Source organism: Endozoicomonas sp. Mp262 (genome assembly GCF_025643335.1).
In the GTDB taxonomy this organism is placed as follows: domain Bacteria; phylum Pseudomonadota; class Gammaproteobacteria; order Pseudomonadales; family Endozoicomonadaceae; genus Endonucleibacter.
This window is the reverse complement of the sequence record NZ_CP092489.1, coordinates 1,320,396-1,338,280: the sequence shown is the minus strand read 5'-3', so window position 1 is coordinate 1,338,280 and position 17,885 is coordinate 1,320,396. Positions and strand designations below refer to the sequence as shown.

General features: G+C 42.0%; 14 protein-coding genes. 6 read left to right on the top strand and 8 right to left on the bottom strand.

The features are described from left to right. Positions 1–2 precede the first annotated feature (2 nt). The 4 genes from MJ595_RS05825 to MJ595_RS05810 form a co-directional block, all read right to left on the bottom strand. Entirely contained in the window at positions 3–1,034 is a 1,032-nt protein-coding gene (locus MJ595_RS05825; protein WP_263081518.1) for a hypothetical protein, read from the bottom strand. A 44-nt stretch (positions 1,035–1,078) separates the two neighbouring features. Further along, positions 1,079–1,843: a (S)-ureidoglycine aminohydrolase gene (gene allE / locus MJ595_RS05820; RefSeq protein ID WP_263081517.1), complete on the bottom strand. Its 765-nt coding sequence runs from the start codon at positions 1,841–1,843 to the stop codon at positions 1,079–1,081. A gap of 289 nt (positions 1,844–2,132) precedes the next feature. Then, the gene (locus MJ595_RS05815) at positions 2,133–2,810 is read right to left on the bottom strand and encodes a GntR family transcriptional regulator (protein WP_263081516.1); all 678 of its coding nucleotides are present in this window, start codon (positions 2,808–2,810) and stop codon (positions 2,133–2,135) included. A 498-nt stretch (positions 2,811–3,308) separates the two neighbouring features. Continuing rightward, on the bottom strand, positions 3,309–4,646 hold the full coding sequence (locus MJ595_RS05810) for an IS1380 family transposase (protein ID WP_263078015.1): 1,338 nt from the start codon (positions 4,644–4,646) through the stop codon (positions 3,309–3,311). Between the two features lie 358 nt (positions 4,647–5,004). Between MJ595_RS05810 and MJ595_RS05805 the strand changes: the two genes are divergently transcribed. Next, positions 5,005–5,499: a hypothetical protein gene (locus MJ595_RS05805; protein ID WP_263081515.1), complete on the top strand. Its 495-nt coding sequence runs from the start codon at positions 5,005–5,007 to the stop codon at positions 5,497–5,499. Positions 5,500–5,592: 93 nt separating this feature from the next. Here the strand turns inward: MJ595_RS05805 and MJ595_RS05800 are convergent, their stop codons facing one another. Further along, a complete protein-coding gene (locus MJ595_RS05800) occupies positions 5,593–6,246 on the bottom strand; it encodes a hypothetical protein (RefSeq protein ID WP_263081514.1) in 654 nt (217 codons plus the stop codon). A gap of 509 nt (positions 6,247–6,755) precedes the next feature. Here MJ595_RS05800 and MJ595_RS05795 point away from each other — a divergent pair. Continuing rightward, a complete protein-coding gene (locus MJ595_RS05795; protein ID WP_263078492.1) occupies positions 6,756–8,081 on the top strand; it encodes a transposase in 1,326 nt (441 codons plus the stop codon). 313 nt (positions 8,082–8,394) lie between these two features. Continuing rightward, positions 8,395–9,300 (top strand): YopT-type cysteine protease domain-containing protein, encoded by a 906-nt coding sequence (locus MJ595_RS05790; RefSeq protein WP_263081513.1) that lies wholly within the window; start codon positions 8,395–8,397, stop codon positions 9,298–9,300. Here MJ595_RS05790 and MJ595_RS05785 read toward each other — a convergent pair. Together MJ595_RS05785 and MJ595_RS05780 are read right to left on the bottom strand one after the other, a co-directional pair. Then, positions 9,294–10,967 (bottom strand): transposase, encoded by a 1,674-nt coding sequence (locus MJ595_RS05785; RefSeq protein ID WP_263078486.1) that lies wholly within the window; start codon positions 10,965–10,967, stop codon positions 9,294–9,296. The two genes, MJ595_RS05790 and MJ595_RS05785, sit on opposite strands and share 7 nt — an antisense overlap. 396 nt (positions 10,968–11,363) lie before the next feature. Further along, positions 11,364–12,701, bottom strand: a complete 1,338-nt coding sequence (locus MJ595_RS05780) for an IS1380 family transposase (protein WP_263078015.1) — start codon at positions 12,699–12,701, stop codon at positions 11,364–11,366. 61 nt (positions 12,702–12,762) lie between these two features. On the opposite strand from MJ595_RS05780, the gene MJ595_RS05775 reads away from it, so the two are divergent. Further along, on the top strand, positions 12,763–13,308 hold the full coding sequence (locus MJ595_RS05775) for an ankyrin repeat domain-containing protein (protein ID WP_263081512.1): 546 nt from the start codon (positions 12,763–12,765) through the stop codon (positions 13,306–13,308). 240 nt (positions 13,309–13,548) lie between these two features. Here MJ595_RS05775 and MJ595_RS05770 read toward each other — a convergent pair whose 3' ends face one another. Next, positions 13,549–14,883, bottom strand: coding sequence for a transposase (locus tag MJ595_RS05770; RefSeq protein WP_263078000.1), 1,335 nt, complete (start codon positions 14,881–14,883; stop codon positions 13,549–13,551). A 143-nt stretch (positions 14,884–15,026) separates the two neighbouring features. Between MJ595_RS05770 and MJ595_RS05765 the strand changes: the two genes are divergently transcribed. Together MJ595_RS05765 and MJ595_RS05760 are read left to right on the top strand one after the other, a co-directional pair. Further along, positions 15,027–16,019 (top strand): IS30 family transposase, encoded by a 993-nt coding sequence (locus MJ595_RS05765; protein ID WP_263081511.1) that lies wholly within the window; start codon positions 15,027–15,029, stop codon positions 16,017–16,019. 154 nt (positions 16,020–16,173) lie between these two features. Further along, the gene (locus MJ595_RS05760; RefSeq protein WP_263081510.1) at positions 16,174–17,871 is read left to right on the top strand and encodes a non-ribosomal peptide synthetase; all 1,698 of its coding nucleotides are present in this window, start codon (positions 16,174–16,176) and stop codon (positions 17,869–17,871) included. The last annotated feature ends 14 nt before the right edge of the window (positions 17,872–17,885 follow it).

The following is a 17,885-nucleotide window of genomic DNA, read 5'->3' as shown; positions in this document are numbered from 1 at the left end:
CATTAGTGAACACCCACCACTGAAGCCAGCAATGCCATTCTCAGTGCCACAGAAAATTCCAGCGCCTTGAAGTAGATTTCATGGGGAGAGTCATCAATGGCAAAATCAAACTCCCCCGGGTTGCGGGGCAGGGAATGATGAACCCCCACAATCTTGCCTGTCGCCGCCCTCACTCGCTCCAGCATATCCAACCCAAGATAGTAGTTATCCATTTTCTTCATGAAATCATCACGGTTTGGATCGTCTTTTTTCACAGAGCAACCCGGCAGATAAACCAGATCAACACCTTTCTCAATAAACAGTTTTTCATGGGCCGCCTGATCAAGATCAAAGTGCTCTTCAAAACTGGCACCCATGGCAATCAATTTATTACGGACAATCTCGGGTGTTGCCAGCTCACTGGCACCGGTATAAATAATGTGTGCCCCCATAGATGCCAGTGCCAGGGCGAAGGATTGCCCGGATCGGGCCCGACTCAAGTCAGGGGTCGAAATAACAATCTTCTTGCCTTCCAGCTCATTATTAAAGGCACGCCAGCAGGTATAGCTGTCCAGCAATCCCTGGGTTGGATGGGTTACATGACCATAGCCCCCGGAAATAACAGGAACCCCGCGACCGGTCAGGTGCTCAATAGCCCCCAGAGCTTCTTTGTCATCAGGATGGCGCATCACAATGACATCAGCGTACTTGGACGTAGTACGTAAGGAGTCGTACAAACTTTCATTCTTGGCCACTGAAGAGTTATGAAGGGGATCGGACTCCGTGATTACCTGCCCCCCCAGACGAATCATGGCATTCTCATGACTACAGCGGGTACGGGTCGATGGTTGGAAAAACAGGGTATAGAGTGTTTTTCCCTTTAGCAGGCTGGTGCCTGTACGCATAAAGGGTTCCAGCATCTCAGCGGCTTTAAACAGATGGGTAATTTGCTCTTTACTGAATTCATCGAGAAAGGTGATATTTCGACCTTTCATTCCGGTAGCTTCTAAATGATCGCGAATGTCTTTTGCTTTAAAATTATTGGAAATAGACATTTTCAACTCCCGCAGAAAACTGGTGTTTTCATTTATAATTAGAATTAAATCTCAACGTCCCGGTGACAGTCCTTTGAATAAATATAAGTAAACCGGCTATCACCGGTTCCATAACAGGCCTGCTGCGTGAACGGGCCGAACCAGATAAAGTCTTCTGCTACGGTTTGCACCCAATCCTGTCCCAGCAAATAAATTCCTTCGCCCTCTAAAAGGTAAGCACCATGCTCCTGAACATGGGTTTCAATAAAGGGGTGACAGCCACCCGGATCAAAGCTGAGCACATGGAAGTTCATATCAAAGTTAATATCTACAGGTAACAGATCTTTAATCCACACCTGTGGCAGCCCCATATAATTATCTTCCTGAATATCATGGACATTTCCGAATACGGTGTAGGGCTGCATGCCTTCCGCAGGAATATAGCGTTGCTTATAGAGAAGAATGCGAACCTCATCACGCCCGGTATTGGCAAACTCCAGGGCTTTATTATCAGGGATATAGGCATAGCCACCGGCAGACAGGGTTTTACTTTCGCCACCGATGGTGACTTTCAGTTCTCCCTCGCCATCAATAACATAAATAAAACTTTCAATACCGGATTCAGCTGCAAAGGGTTTAGTGGTTTGGCCTTCCGCCTTCACTTTGCCAACATACTGAACAAAACTACAGCCAATTTTAGGTGAGCCAACAATGCTGAGTTCGCAGCCTTCAATGCCAGGGATGACATTAATGACCCGACCTTCCGGTGGAATAACGGCATAGGTACCAGGCTTAACCACCGAGCGGGTTTTTAGATCAGGGAAACTCATTGTTTTAATTACTCCTGAAATTTGCAAACAAATTGTAAAAATCTACGGGACACAAGATTTGTTATGTACACTGATACCAATCCATGGCTATTTATCTAAAACCCTTTCTTTTTAATTTTGTTAACTATTTATTATTAAATTGCTAGCAATAATACCAGCAAGAAAAACGCAGTTATTGACCCAGGTCATAAAGTATCACCAGAAATCATTGCTTTACGTTTTGCTGAAAATAGAAAGTGGTTGATGGAGAATAGTGTGGGTTTCTATTCCCCTTGAGACTGCTAAATTTTTAACCAAAAATTTCGGCAAGATCCGGTTCATGCTTGTGGAGATAACTGGCCAGGACTTTCTCTTCTATGGTGCCAAGGTGGTTATCCATAATCTTTGGTAACTGCTCAACATCCTTTTTCTTCAACCCATCAAGGATCTCCTGATGCTGGGCGATGGAAACGGTAAAATCACTGGTTTGTTCATACAGGCCTGCAATCAGCGAACTGCCAGCAATCAGGGTTTCCAGCATTTCCTGCAGTCGTTTATTACCGGCAATCCGGGCAATTTCCAGATGAAATTCTCCAGATTGTCGAACCAGACCCGGCCTATGACTGTCCGTTTCCGCCTGCCGTTCAAGGGCAATAATATGTTCCAGCTTTTTCAGGTGATCAGGAGTACATTTTCTGGCAGCAATCACAATCAAGGCATTCTCAATGACCTTTCGGGCTTCAAAAATTTCCCGCGCCTCTTCCGCCCCCGGCCTGGCTACAAATGCTCCCCGGTTTCGTTCTATGGTTACTACCTTACGAAGGCTCAGGATTTCTATTGCCGCCCGAACATGATTGCGGTTGGCCTTCATCACTTCTGCCAGGCGGGTTTCAACCAGTCGGGTTCCTGCTTTCAGCCGCTGTTCAATAACCGCCTTATAGATAGCGTCTGCTATTCTCTGCACTTCCAATGCTTTAGGAGAGTTCATGATCTACTTCTTTTAAAAATCAGAAATAACAAGCACAGTTTTATACAATTCCACCTATGCCGATGGGCATGCTATTATCGACAAATCCTATTTAAACTACTAGCAATAATAAATGCTATTGCTAATAATTCAGCGTTTCACCCACACCTTCAAAAATCCATGGTCGTCTGATATTGGCACACCTGATAATATGCTGCCCTTATGGTTATAGAGACTGCCTACACACTATCGCCATAACCATGAGTAGTCATGAATAAGGTAGCATGCCTGAATCCTGAATCCGTGATTTCTTGATTTGCCCGGCAGTTTTGAAAATGTGCTGATTAATTTTTTCCTTTGAAAATAACTCGGGTTATTGATTGAAGTGTTTTTATGTCGTTTTTAAGCATAAATGCTGATCAAAATATCATCAAACTTGAAGACAGGTTGAAAGAAGCCCTACCGTTATCAATACAGTACTTTCTCATTTATGGCATTTTTTTCTATCTCGCTATTCAATCAACAAAGTGCATGCTGGCTTATTAATTGATGGAAAGACCTGAAACCAGGACAGTAACGACCAAAGCGTAGCCGGTATTGATGTCCTTTTTTCAGAAGACGGGCAGCCAGGTAGATGAGTTCCTGTATCACGGTTTTTAACCGGCGTCGTTTGGCTTTATGACGTACCGGCGCATCTGGCCCGAGCAAGCAACTCTGCCCCATGTAGCGCAGAATGTTATAGACCAGTGCACCCAAACACATCACCAGGTCGTTGGTGTCAAACTTGCCTGAAGGCAGGCGCTCTAAATCCATATCAGTCTTCAACTCACTGTGAAACTGCTCGCTGGTCGCATGATCCTCATAAAGATTAATGATCTGATCATCGCTGTAGTCAGCTTCGCTGAGTGTTGTCCACCATCCTTCCAGCTCATAATCGGGTGTCAGAAATCTCTGCCCTACAGTATCAGTGGTACGCTTGATAATGCGAATAATCAGACGCTGGTTACCATAGTTGGTTTCATAGACGGTTGAGAGTGTCGCATAACTCTTTCCTGGACGCGACTCCTCCCATTTGACTTGCTTTTCTTCAAAAATGGGGAGCCAGTGTTCCTTGGTGTGATACTTTCTTGGGTTGAGCTTGATAATGTGATTCACACCTTTGAACCCGGCGATTTCCCGGCGCGATTCCTCAGCATCGTGGCCACTATCAAGGCGAACCAGAATAGGCGCTCGGGTCAAACGTCGGCTGCGGTGCAGCACTGCTTGTAAAAAGCCAATAAAATCATTCTGGGAGTGCTGAGAGCCTGGGCGTAATTCACATCCCAGGCACCAGCCTTCGCAGCCAAAGTAAGCGGCAATAGGGGCATAACCAAAGAATTTTTTATACGTGTACTCGACCCCCTCCTTTTTGGTATTGCTGTTATCCATAGGGAATACGTCGATATCCAGTGGTATGTGCTGCTTCTTATCGAGTTTTTTCGGAAGGGGTGTGACGGGCACCTGAAGATTAACCAGGACATCGGTAAGGCTGTCCTCGATGAAAGGAATCAGTTGGGCGGCATCTTCATTGAAACGCTGTCTTAAGCGGCTGGCTGAAGGCATTTGTTTAATGCCCATTGCCAACCGGAACCAGTCGTTATCCCGGTTATTATCAACATTATCAAAATCACTTTTACCCTGAGCCAGTTGGCCGCAGTAAGCTCTGATCAGGTCGATATGAGTGATACGGTGCCTTTTTTTTATTTTGCGCAGGGATTTGCTTAACGCTGTCTTTTTGTTGAGTGCATGACCAACGAAATAAAGCCCTGCGACCGGTGTATAAAATTCCGTCTGTGATTGTTCAATTTTCAGTTTCACAAAAATGCACCCAGGTGGTGAAAATTAGAGTGGGTGCATTTTAACTTGGAACTTACGTTTTGTGGTTGATCCAGAGGAGTTGGGCTACAGTGAACTCACGGATTCAGGTGAATTATCGAACGTTGTGCCACAGAGGTGATACGTTATACAGAAACATGAATAATGAAAAAAAGTAGAAATTGAAAAACTACTCTACCAGTATATTGGTCGTAATGTAGCCAATAAACACTTACTGTTTACCTCCTTCTAATGACCTCAACATTGACTTTGCCGGAAATCTTAAATATTTTATCCTATAATTGGGATTTTTAAACCCAAGGCTAGACATCAAAATGAAAGAGTTAAAGAATCTATTTTTTTGTTTGTTTTAATAGTTCCAGTACAAAAAATTATGGCTGGAGCTACAGAAGATCAATTTTCCTGGCATCAAAGCTCTGTTATACAGGAAAGAATATGGGATAAACTTAAATGGCTTCAACAAAATTTAGTCTTTAAAATAAATGAAAAATTCAATAACAGCCTGAATTATCCAGCTTTCATTAAATCTTTGCAGAAAAAAATAGAAAAACATATTAAAGAGAAAATAAAGCAATGCTCAGAGGAAATCAACATGCAATATGGAACCCTATCTGATCTACAATTTGAAACCGATGAAGAGATGACTGACGCCTTATTAAATAAAGAAACACCCTATATCAGAAAAACCACTTTACTGTATTTAACAAACGTAAGGGTTAATGTAAATCATCATAGACAAATACCATTAACTGATGACTTACATTCTACCTTAGTTTGGGATTGGTCTAGTGATGGTATTTTAAATTTAACTGTAACTGTATTTTTAAGCCACTGAATAAAACCAGGTTTGGGTTTTGAGTATTGATTCAGCATAAGTGATTCCAATATTCAAGACCCAATCCCTTAACCCCTGCTTGAGGGACTTGGTTTAAAATTTTGTTGTCTCTACTAACAAATCATAAGTACATGTAAGAAAGTCCCCCAGTCGAACAGATTTTTCATCACTTCTCCAAACAGCATCTTCTCCATCTAATTTCACTTGAGCTACTATGCCATACTTTTTTGTATGAGCAAACAAAGGGTGTAACTCTTTATCATATATTGGTTGACATATCCTCCTCATACTAGCAAGCACCATATTCCCAATTTGGATTGTTGCCAATTCTATAGCTAAACGCACACGTGATGGATCACTGGGCTTATAAAAATAAAATATGAAATATTTATCTCCATTATTATATTCAACTATGAATGCATATTGTTCTTTAACATAATAATTTGTTTGTAAATTATTAAACCCAATAACATACACTTTCATTATTTCTTGCCTTGGTATGTTGCATTCTCCATCAACCCTATCATGAGGAACATCCTCACTAAGCTCTTTCAGCCCTACTTCGTTACTAAATAATTTTTGTGGCGATGAATAAGTAAGAGGACACATTCTTTCTACAAAACCGGTATCCTCATCTTTAAATACAAATCCTCCACGCCCTCCTTTTTGATATATCTCTAATTTAAAGACAGCCCATAAAGCTGATGAAAAAAGTGTAAGCAGAATAAATGCACATGCTTTTTTCATAAAAAATAAACCTTTTTAAGAACTATATGATATCAAGACTGACCACTCACACTGGCAGAATTAATATAAATTCGGAAAAAGCATCCCTTTGAATAGAAAAAACGACTATTGCCTGCTTGCAGCAGATGCTGTTCACGCTCTAACCGGGGTAGATACCACCAAACCTTGTAGAAGCAAATATAGTACAAAAAACAGTGCTTATCGGGCTTTAATAAAATAACGCAACCACTCAAACCAGTCACACCCCATGAAACAACGATCAGGCAGCATAAAGATATTGAAAAAAAAGACGAATTCTATATTACTAGCTTAAACCTAATAGGTCATATTCATGAATATTCATATCCTTAGGGGACAAGTAATTGATATCCTACAGAACCAGCCCCCTGTAAAAGGATCGGAATATATGGAAATAGTATGGAAACTCGACTTTAGAGTTACCAAAGAACAATAGTACGATTTTCATCTGAAATCGGTTAATAGCAACCATCTCCAAACAAAATACAAAGATGGTTGCTATGCTCACTTCAGATCATAAAGAGATCCTCCGGGAGCTTGCCTTATATACAACGTTTCTTGCTTCAGCGCTATCCCCAACAGCAGTACCTACGTTCTGCGAACTTCTTTTTGGCTGCATGCTATCCGGGCAAGGCTTTGTCACTCAGGCGCTGTTATCTATTAATAACTTTCAATGCGTATGGAGCAGTTACCACCATTGGCTCTCTCAAGGCAAGTGGCGGTGGAGGAGCCTCGCATGCCGGCTCATTCAGCTGGTATGCTCAAAAGTACCACGGGGTGAACTTATCAACATTGGTCTTGATGATTGGGTGGTGGAGCGTTTTTCTGACAAGGCTCCCGCTTGCCGAACCCATCACCAGCACAGTAAAAAAAGGAACCGGCCAACGTATATCTGGGGACAATGCTGGGTATCCCTGGCTGTTGTATTTGAGCGGGCTAAAGATGAAGTATTTACTGCCATCCCTGTGCTTTCCTTTCCATCTCCTGCTTCAGGCAATGCCAGTAAGCTAAAAATCGCTGTTGCCATGCTAAAAGTAGTGAGGCAAGAGGTGAAGGTGCAAGGACTGCGCTTGCTGACAGACTGTTGGTATATGAACTGGACGCTAATGCAACCCGTTCTGGAAATGGGCTATGAAGTAGTAGGGCAAATCCCGTTAAACCGGGCATTGTATGCCTTACCGTTGGAGTCCACTGCAAAAAAACGTGGGCGACCCAAAAAGTATGGCATCAAAATGACGCCCCCGGAAGTGGAGAAGCTACCGGAATATCAAACAACCGTAAGAATATACGGCAGATTTCGAAAGATACGTTATCGCACCCGGGTATGTCGGGCTCGCTTCCTGAAAGGCCGCAAGGTTCGGGTTGTCTGGGGTCGGTTTGAAAATGATAAAGGACTGACAGAAAGCCGTATATTCATTGCAACCAATACTGGACTTGAAGGTATAGACATCCTTCGTATTTATGCGAAAAGATGGCCGGTTGAACCCATGTTTCAGCAAATTAAACATTCATTTGGTTGCCGCCAGTTATGGCAGCAAAAGCTGAGAACTCTGTTGCGGTGGATGCATCTGAAGATGGCTGGATACGCATTATTGCAACTGTTGACCGTCTGTAAAAATCAAGCAAGCGTGGGCATTTCAAGGATTCCTTGGCGGGATCAGGATACAACCACCGCTGGCATGCTAAGATTTGCACTCGCAGGAATTATCCCCAGATTACCTATTCGTGAGGGCTGGAACCGATATAGCCAAAAATATGAGTTCAATTTTAATAGTTTGACTGACGGAATAGTCAAAGAAAAGAAAAAAGCGGCATAAATAGCGGCAACAACGCAATAATCAAGAATAATACCGAATCTGAAAAAACGTTTGGATGTATTTTTGCACACAATTTTTAAAATATAACCAAACGTTCATGTCATACTAACTCTAAAGTTAAGTATGGAAAGACAAAAAGATAAAAGTACCAGTAACAGATGATGATGAGTTAAATAGCCTTTTAAAAAATGTTGACCTTCATGAAAAAGAGGCTCCTTCTACAGAACTTATTACAAAAGTCCGGAAATTTATCTCCCAACAACTAAAAAACAGGAAGATTGAAAGTACTCATACCCTAAATAAAACCCATTCAATGCATGTAACAGAGCTACCAACAAATAGCGCACCACAAAAAAACACAGTCTCTCTCCCTCCCCCTACTTATTGGGAAAAGCTTCAGGAAAATATTACATCCATAGGCACCCAAATCAGGCATATACAGGCAAAGGATATACCAAATGGGGTTTGTGAAGGGCTTGTCTTAAGCTGGACCCAGTCAGTACTTGCTGATGATCAAGGTGCATTTGATAAACGTATAGAAACATTAACAACAGACCCAAAGGAAGGGTGGTTATTTTGGGGAGAGCGTTATCACAACCTCGGAGATGCAATTAGAGATGCAAGAAATATGGCTAAGTTCACCAAACAGCCCCTATCTAAACTCGATGAGGATACCCAACATCTACTTGAAATACCTGCGTTCCTGGATACCATATACCTTTACTATGCACCCTCTTTGACAGAGCTCAAAGATACCCTGCCAATACAAAGTACCCAGGCGATATCACCCTATGCTTTACCCAAAGCCTTAGCCTCCTCATCACCTGATGAATCCAACCACTTATCCTCACAATATACTATTCATAACCTGGATCATTTCAGTTTGGTGGAGTTATTATTGTCCCTATGCGAGGATGTCAGCTCCATCCCAAATCAACAGCAGGTATTTAAAATTAACTCATTAGATCATACAATAGCCCTTTCTATACAAGATGGTAAAATCACACTCTTTGATCAAAACTATCTCAACACTGGAGGTTCCACTTATACTGAATTTGAAGAAGATGAAATCGATTCCTTAGCGATTGAAATATTGAGTCGATTCCATCAAACAAAAAACAATAATAATTTACTATGCGCCCTTGAAAAAATCAGCTTACAAAGAAATGCAACCACAAGAAATACAGAATCAGTTGCTGATCAAGTAAGTTCTCAATAACTGCTGGTTAACCCACACGAAAAGTCGCTGGATGCTTGTTCTATCAGGTCGGGCAACCAGGGAAAACTGCCACTGCCCATGATTCGATCTTTCAGATAATGCCAAAACGATAAACCGTACAACCGGCAAGTTTTTTTCAGGCTGGCAAACGTATCCCGGCACTTTCTTCCCGCTTTGCTTTTTGTGCCGCCGCTGATTTTTCGTCGTTTCACGTATTCCCGTATTTGGCTTTCGCTCAGGTTGTTATGGAGCGGAAGGCTTGGAGCATCGAGTACCTGTAGCAATTCCTTCTCTATAACGACCAGCCCTGACAGTGCGTCCTGTAAATCAGGAAAGTCTACCTGGGTATTAGTCAGGGCCTTGAAATCGCGACGTATGTTTTGAGCTTTACTTTTATCGGGGCTGGCCTTGAAGACTTTTAAATCGTTGTAGATAGCCCAGAACCATGTACGACACCAGTACTGTGCACTGGCTTGCTGCTCATTGACCGGGTGGACTTTAGCCAATCCCCGCTCCGCATGAACCCAGCATTGAGCATGGTTGAATACGTTGAACTGCTGAGCACCATCACTGAATGTGGTCAGGTGTCCCATACCATGAGCCATTAAGCTGCTGTAAATAAGCGCTTCTGCTGCTTGCTTGCGCCGGGTCTTTCCCGTTAGCCCATGGTCGTTAAGGGCTGCTTCCCAGGCTTCCCGGTTTAAAAACGTAACGCCCATGTATTGCCTGATGATGCTTAGCCACTTCTCCGGGTAATCAAATTTTTCCAGATAGTCCAAGGCGTCCTGCGTGACGGAATAAGTCTTCCAGGGGCGATGCAAGAGGCTCAGGAAGTTTTCCCTACTCTTACTGCCTGTGCTCTCAAACCAGGCAAATAGCTCATTGTTGATAATGGTACAGTAGCCATTTTGTCCTTTATGCCTAGCTCCGGTGTCATCGGTCTGGATGTAGCGGGAGCATTTGAACCCTGTTGCCAGCAAAGCGTCTTTTTCTTCATGAAAGTCAGTATGACCTTCAGTGAGTAGCCGATGAAGTTCTCCCGCGGACATTGAGATTCCTATATCCCACAACCAGTCCAACAGCTGCGGCTGAGTCACCGAGCAACCGTGATGCTGGTACAACAAATAGGACTGGAGTTGTGGTCCATAGTGATGTCCATGCAGGCTTTCGGGAGGTTTTGCTGTGATGGTTTGTCCGTCGGGCGTCTGCCATTGCTCCAAATGATACTCGACCGTGAACGCCTGAATAGTCAGCTCTTGTACAGAAAAAGAGCTAAATCCGTTTGGTGTCGAACCAGACGGGACATCAGATACTTCTACGGTGATGATTTTTTCTGTTGCTGGCTTATCAGGCTGTTGGCGATTTTTTCGTGTTCGTTCGCCAGGCTTCTCAACCTTACGTTTCCCTGAATTATCAGGCGGTTCGTTGTCATCACCGGGACCATTATCACCCTTTTTACCATCATCTTTTGGTTTTGTATTGGGTCTGATATCAGGCTTTGGCGGCAGTTTTTTAAGACGACGAATCTGCGCTTGCAGTGCCTCAACAAGCGCTTGAAGCTTCGCTATCTGCTCTTGCTGCTGAGTAATCTGCCCTTGCTGCTGAGCAACAAGATTCAGTAATCTCGCAGGTGAGTACACTTGCTCTTGATTGATTGGGGGTTGCATGAGGGAAGGATAGATGTATATCAGAATTTTGCAGCTATCCAGCAGTTATTGAGAACTTACCTGATCAAGATATCGACTATGAAAAACTTACTCAAGAGCAAAGAGATACATTACTCTCTTTAAACTTACGACAAGCAATTAGAAACAATAATATTATGGCTATATCTCAAACCTGAATCCGTGATTTCTTGATTTGCCCGGCAGTTTTGAAAATGTGCTGATTAATTTTTTCCTTTGAAAATAACTCGGGTTATTGATTGAAGTGTTTTTATGTCGTTTTTAAGCATAAATGCTGATCAAAATATCATCAAACTTGAAGACAGGTTGAAAGAAGCCCTACCGTTATCAATACAGTACTTTCTCATTTATGGCATTTTTTTCTATCTCGCTATTCAATCAACAAAGTGCATGCTGGCTTATTAATTGATGGAAAGACCTGAAACCAGGACAGTAACGACCAAAGCGTAGCCGGTATTGATGTCCTTTTTTCAGAAGACGGGCAGCCAGGTAGATGAGTTCCTGTATCACGGTTTTTAACCGGCGTCGTTTGGCTTTATGACGTACCGGCGCATCTGGCCCGAGCAAGCAACTCTGCCCCATGTAGCGCAGAATGTTATAGACCAGTGCACCCAAACACATCACCAGGTCGTTGGTGTCAAACTTGCCTGAAGGCAGGCGCTCTAAATCCATATCAGTCTTCAACTCACTGTGAAACTGCTCGCTGGTCGCATGATCCTCATAAAGATTAATGATCTGATCATCGCTGTAGTCAGCTTCGCTGAGTGTTGTCCACCATCCTTCCAGCTCATAATCGGGTGTCAGAAATCTCTGCCCTACAGTATCAGTGGTACGCTTGATAATGCGAATAATCAGACGCTGGTTACCATAGTTGGTTTCATAGACGGTTGAGAGTGTCGCATAACTCTTTCCTGGACGCGACTCCTCCCATTTGACTTGCTTTTCTTCAAAAATGGGGAGCCAGTGTTCCTTGGTGTGATACTTTCTTGGGTTGAGCTTGATAATGTGATTCACACCTTTGAACCCGGCGATTTCCCGGCGCGATTCCTCAGCATCGTGGCCACTATCAAGGCGAACCAGAATAGGCGCTCGGGTCAAACGTCGGCTGCGGTGCAGCACTGCTTGTAAAAAGCCAATAAAATCATTCTGGGAGTGCTGAGAGCCTGGGCGTAATTCACATCCCAGGCACCAGCCTTCGCAGCCAAAGTAAGCGGCAATAGGGGCATAACCAAAGAATTTTTTATACGTGTACTCGACCCCCTCCTTTTTGGTATTGCTGTTATCCATAGGGAATACGTCGATATCCAGTGGTATGTGCTGCTTCTTATCGAGTTTTTTCGGAAGGGGTGTGACGGGCACCTGAAGATTAACCAGGACATCGGTAAGGCTGTCCTCGATGAAAGGAATCAGTTGGGCGGCATCTTCATTGAAACGCTGTCTTAAGCGGCTGGCTGAAGGCATTTGTTTAATGCCCATTGCCAACCGGAACCAGTCGTTATCCCGGTTATTATCAACATTATCAAAATCACTTTTACCCTGAGCCAGTTGGCCGCAGTAAGCTCTGATCAGGTCGATATGAGTGATACGGTGCCTTTTTTTTATTTTGCGCAGGGATTTGCTTAACGCTGTCTTTTTGTTGAGTGCATGACCAACGAAATAAAGCCCTGCGACCGGTGTATAAAATTCCGTCTGTGATTGTTCAATTTTCAGTTTCACAAAAATGCACCCAGGTGGTGAAAATTAGAGTGGGTGCATTTTAACTTGGAACTTACGTTTTGTGGTTGATCCAGAGGAGTTGGGCTACAGTGAACTCACGGATTCAGGTCAAATATTTAATGAACACCATATACAACCAACACCTGAGTTAATAGACTTATTTTTTCTTGCATGCAAAAGTGGACAATCAGAAATTATAGGAATATTTCTTAGCAATGGGTTTGATTTATTGATGGAAGGAAACAATGGAATTACACCAGTACACATATTCACCCTTTTTAATCATGGCAACTTGATAGATCAAGTATGCTTATCCCAACCTGAATTATTCAACCTTAAAAAAGGAAATACCCAAACAACTCCTTTTCATCTGGCGGTCATGAACGGGCATGATAAAACAGTGGCACACTTAATAGAAAAGGGTGCCAACCCTAATTTAAGAAATAGTTTTGGATCAACCCCCACTGAAATGGCTATTCATACAAACAACCCAGATGTTGCTTTGATATTGCTACACAACAAAAAAACAAGACTTGATGGAAAAACAGTAATTTCAATAAAAAAAGCAATAACCCAAAAAATTAATGAGCCTGAATTTGTATCATAAATGCATAACCTCTGTAACCAGAGGGTTGTTACAGAGCCTTTGAAGTGAATCAGAACTCAGGGGTACTCTGTTAAGCAACCAAACCAAACAGACAGCAATTCCCGCAAACCAGATTCCGGCTGGCACATTTTCAGTTAATTAAAAATGATTTTATCGCGGATGAACAGAGCCAGACTGCTGCTATATCGGCAGTCGGTTTTAATGACAGGTAACACAGGTCACAGGGCTAACATCAACGCTCTATGTCGTATCGACAGTCAGCAACTTCAAGCTCACACTTCGCCCTTCAATGATAGCTGTAAATACGTCTGTCCAGTTATCAATGCAGAACCAGTCAAACAGCCCTCGTATGGCATGCCAGAATGCCTTTTTAGACTTTTTTATCTTGAGCGCTTCCTGGAAGAGCTTGCAAGACAGTTGTTCTATCTGGTTGATGAGGAAGGCCGTAAAAGTCAGGCATGCCAGATTGCTGGCCAGATGCTGCTTTCCGTGCCCGTAATTGTGTTCGAGATGGTAGCCCTGTGTTTTCAGTGTATTGAACGTTTCGTTTTCAATTTTCCATTTAGCGCGTGCTCCTCGCATGAATTTATTCACGTTCTCGGCTGAAAGCTCAATGTCCGTGACCCAGGTGTTGACGTACTTCTTGTTGCCCTCTGGATCAATTTCTATATATTCGAGAAAGTTAACCAGCACATCCGGGTGTGACTTGTTAATGGGGGCACCATTCACAAACCGGAACCAGTGCGTAAACCCTTTATCATCGGTATATTCATAGCGCACCACTTTGTCTGCACAATCCAGCTCATCGACGGCCTGGTATAACGACTCATGGGTTGAATCCTTTGCCACCATAATGAAGCTATAGCCAAAGGACTTTACCAACTTGATGGTCGGTCCATCTGAGTACAGGTCATCAAAAGTCAGAACCAGTGGCAGGTGCGGATGCTCTCTGGATAAATTCGCCAATAGCCGCTTGAGCGCTACCTTCTCACAATCATTCTTTGACGCATCAACTTGTTTGATGATGGGTTCAGGCATTAAAGGTAATACTTCTTTCTTGCCCGGCTTTACCAGACAGCAGGCCAGTAACTGATGGTAGTATTGCGGATTTTTGCTGCCTGGCTTTTTTACACAACACTCAGGACAACTAATCTTCCCTGAGCAAAAGTGCCCCGTACCATCGATAGGCGCAAGATACCCTTCCTCAAAATAAGTGAACTGCTTAAGCCGCCCAGATCGTTGCACAAAGGCAAACAGGCGGGTAAAGAACTTCCTTAAATAGCGTGTTTCGATAGGGTCAATCAGATCCCTCAGATAGGTATCACTGGGGACACAGCTGACATTGTACATCGACTTTAAGTTCTTGAGCCTATCTGGGTTATTGACACAATCCTGATCAAAAGCCAGTAATGAAGGGTATTTCAGGTGCATGACTGCCAGGCCACTCATGACCGCATCATGAAGGACAATTTTGTCATGTTGGCTTTTCTTGCGAAAGTCTGGAATTTGACCCGCTTCATCAGAGACTATTTTGAGCAGTTTTTCAGCAATGGTTCTTGGTTTCGTTAGCGGCACAACATGAGCATCGTTATTATTATTGTGGTGAAATTCTACCGGATAGTCTGCGATTTTAGCAAGAGGCTACCAAGCTACAGCCCTTGTTATTAAGGGCTTTAATCAAGTCTGCGGGAATTGCTGCCAAACAGAGGACGCCAAGGATGGCCTTTAAGCACCTTAGCTCTGAAGAGAGACATTATATCGAAATCGAACTGAAAAATGGGACTTCTCAAAATAAAATTGCAGAAAAACTCGGGCGTTCACAGAGTTCGCTGTCACGGGAGTTAGGACGCAACACAGGGCAGCGTGGTTACAGGCACCAGCAGGCTCATCGTAAGGCTCAACAGCGTCATAAGGAAAAACCCAAGGCGGTGAAGTTGACGGAAGATATTAAGCGACGGATTGCTCAAGATATCCGGGCTGACTGGAGTCCTGAGCAAGCGGCTGGAAGGCTTGAAAAAGAAGGGATAATCAAGTTGCATCATGAGACGATTTACCAGTTCATAGAGGATGATAAGCGCACTGACGGTACCCTGTATAAACACTTGCGCCATCAGAAAAAAACGTACCGAAAGCGATATGGTTCAGCTCATAACCGAACAGGCATACCTAACCGGGTAGGTATTGAAGAGCGCCCGGAGATCGTCAACAACAGGGGGCGTGTTGGTGACTGGGAGGCGGATACCGTAATCGGCAAAAACCATAAGGGTGCCATTGCCACACTGGATGAGCGAAAGACTAAACTGCGCCTTGCTGTTCCGCTGCCAGGAAAGAAAGCAAAAGCGGTTAAACAGGCAGTGATTGATACACTCAAGCCCCTGAAAAGGTTTGTTAAAACGATCACTTACGACAACGGTAAGGAATTTGCTCAGCATGAAGCAATCAACAAAGCCTTGAGCTGCGACAGCTACTTTGCTGTGCCCTACCACTCTTGGGAGAGAGGCCAGAATGAGAATGCCAATGGGCTGCTCAGGCAGTACTTTCCCAAATCAATGGAGCTTCATAACGTCAAAGAAAGAGACGTTATCATTGCGGTAGACAAGCTGAACAGCAGGCCCAGGAAATGCCTCGGTTACAAAACACCATATGAGGCATTCAAAGAGTTAACTGGAGTGAATGCAAGAAAAGTCATGGGTTATGCATTTATGACTTGAATTCAGGAGTTAATGAGTTTAATAGCGCTATACTATAGTACTTTAACTAATCAGTGCTTACACATTAGTTGACACAGTAAATTATAAGGTTCCGGATAATTTAAGGTTGGTGTCCAAGCTCTGGTAATTAATAAATAATTAATGAAGATGTAAAATGTTATTGAAAGAAAAGTTATCCTTTATAAGGAATTCCAATAGTAACAAAATAGCAATAATTTCAGAGGAGAAAACATATTCATACAAGAATATTGACTTATTAGTTGAATCATGTAAACGATCATTAGGAGATTGTAAACTACCAGTTTTAATTAATGTTAAAAGTAGATTTAAATCTATAATATTAATGTTGGCAGCTATTGATCTGGATATTACATATATACCTGTAGATAATGACCGATCAAATAAATCAATAAATGAAATAAAAAAATGCTTTTATAAAGTCAGAGTTGTTAGAGATGTTGATTTTTATAATGAGATGATTAGTGATGAAATAGAGGTAAACCATGACTGTGAATCAGGCAAGTTGATATTCGATCATGTTATGGCAATTATGTTTACCTCAGGAACCACTGGAAAGCCAAAAGGTGTACAGGTTCGTTCATCATCTGTGATGAATCTCCTTGATAATCCAAAATTTATGCGATTTTCTGAGAAAGAAGTATTTTTGTCGTATTCATCATTATCATTTGATGCGTCAATTTTTGAAATTTTCACACCTCTATTATCTGGTAATACATTAGTTCTAATAAATAAAATAATGATTCTAGATGATGATTCATTACAGAGTCAGATTGAGAAGTACTCAATATCTTGCATGTGGATGACCGCTGGTTTATTTAACAAAAAAGTACTAGATGATAATTACAGTGCCTTAAAAAAGGTCAATAGCATTATTATTGGAGGAGATAAGGTTAGTTTAGCTGCATCAATAAAATTTTTACACGATACAAACTCTGTAAGTCTTTATAATGGATACGGTCCAACAGAGAATACAATCTTCTCAACTGTTGAAAGCTTAGTATTGAAAAAGTTGATTGAGAAAAAAAGATTATCTATCGGAAAAGTTGTGAATGGTGTTGATTATCTGTTTTTTGATGAACGCATAAAAAAATTCAAAAAAAATAGTTGTGGCAGGCTTTTTTTATCTGGAAATGGGCTTTCGTGCGGTTACATAAATAATAACATAGAAAATGATAGAGCCTTCACTATGATAAATAATACATTGTTTTATGACACAGGTGATTATGTTGAGTGTGACTCTGAGGAAGATTTTTATTATCTGGGAAGAAATGACCGGCAAGTAAAAATAAATGGACATCGTGTGGAGCTTGATGAAGTTGAGTCATTGCTTGAAGATCATATCCATATTCAAAAGGCCTATTGTTTTGTTATGAATGGATTAATTATTGCTGCAATAGAATTAGACTCTACAGCTAAAAAACAGGGATTAACAATGAGTGAAATTGAAAGAAATTCGAGTTTGCTCTTAAGCGGTTATTTAATGCCAAAACACTTTCTATGCGTAAATGATTGGCCTCTAACCAGTAATAACAAGTTAGATGTTGATGCCATAGAGAAATGGGCAAATAAAGAGTTATCGCAAACTAAAGTTAAAAAATCAACAAATTTATGTGATATAAAAGATATAGCTGAAAGTGTTATTAATAAAAAAATAGATACCCCTGATAAAGGTTTATTTGATGTAGGGTTTGACTCAATGACTTTGGTTGAACTGCATAAAAATATAAATAATATCTTAAATTTAGATATTAGCTTGATAGATATATATTCATTAGGCAGCATATCAAAAATAGATGAACATATTAAATCAAATTTAAATTTTAGAAAGTAATAAATAGGAGGGAT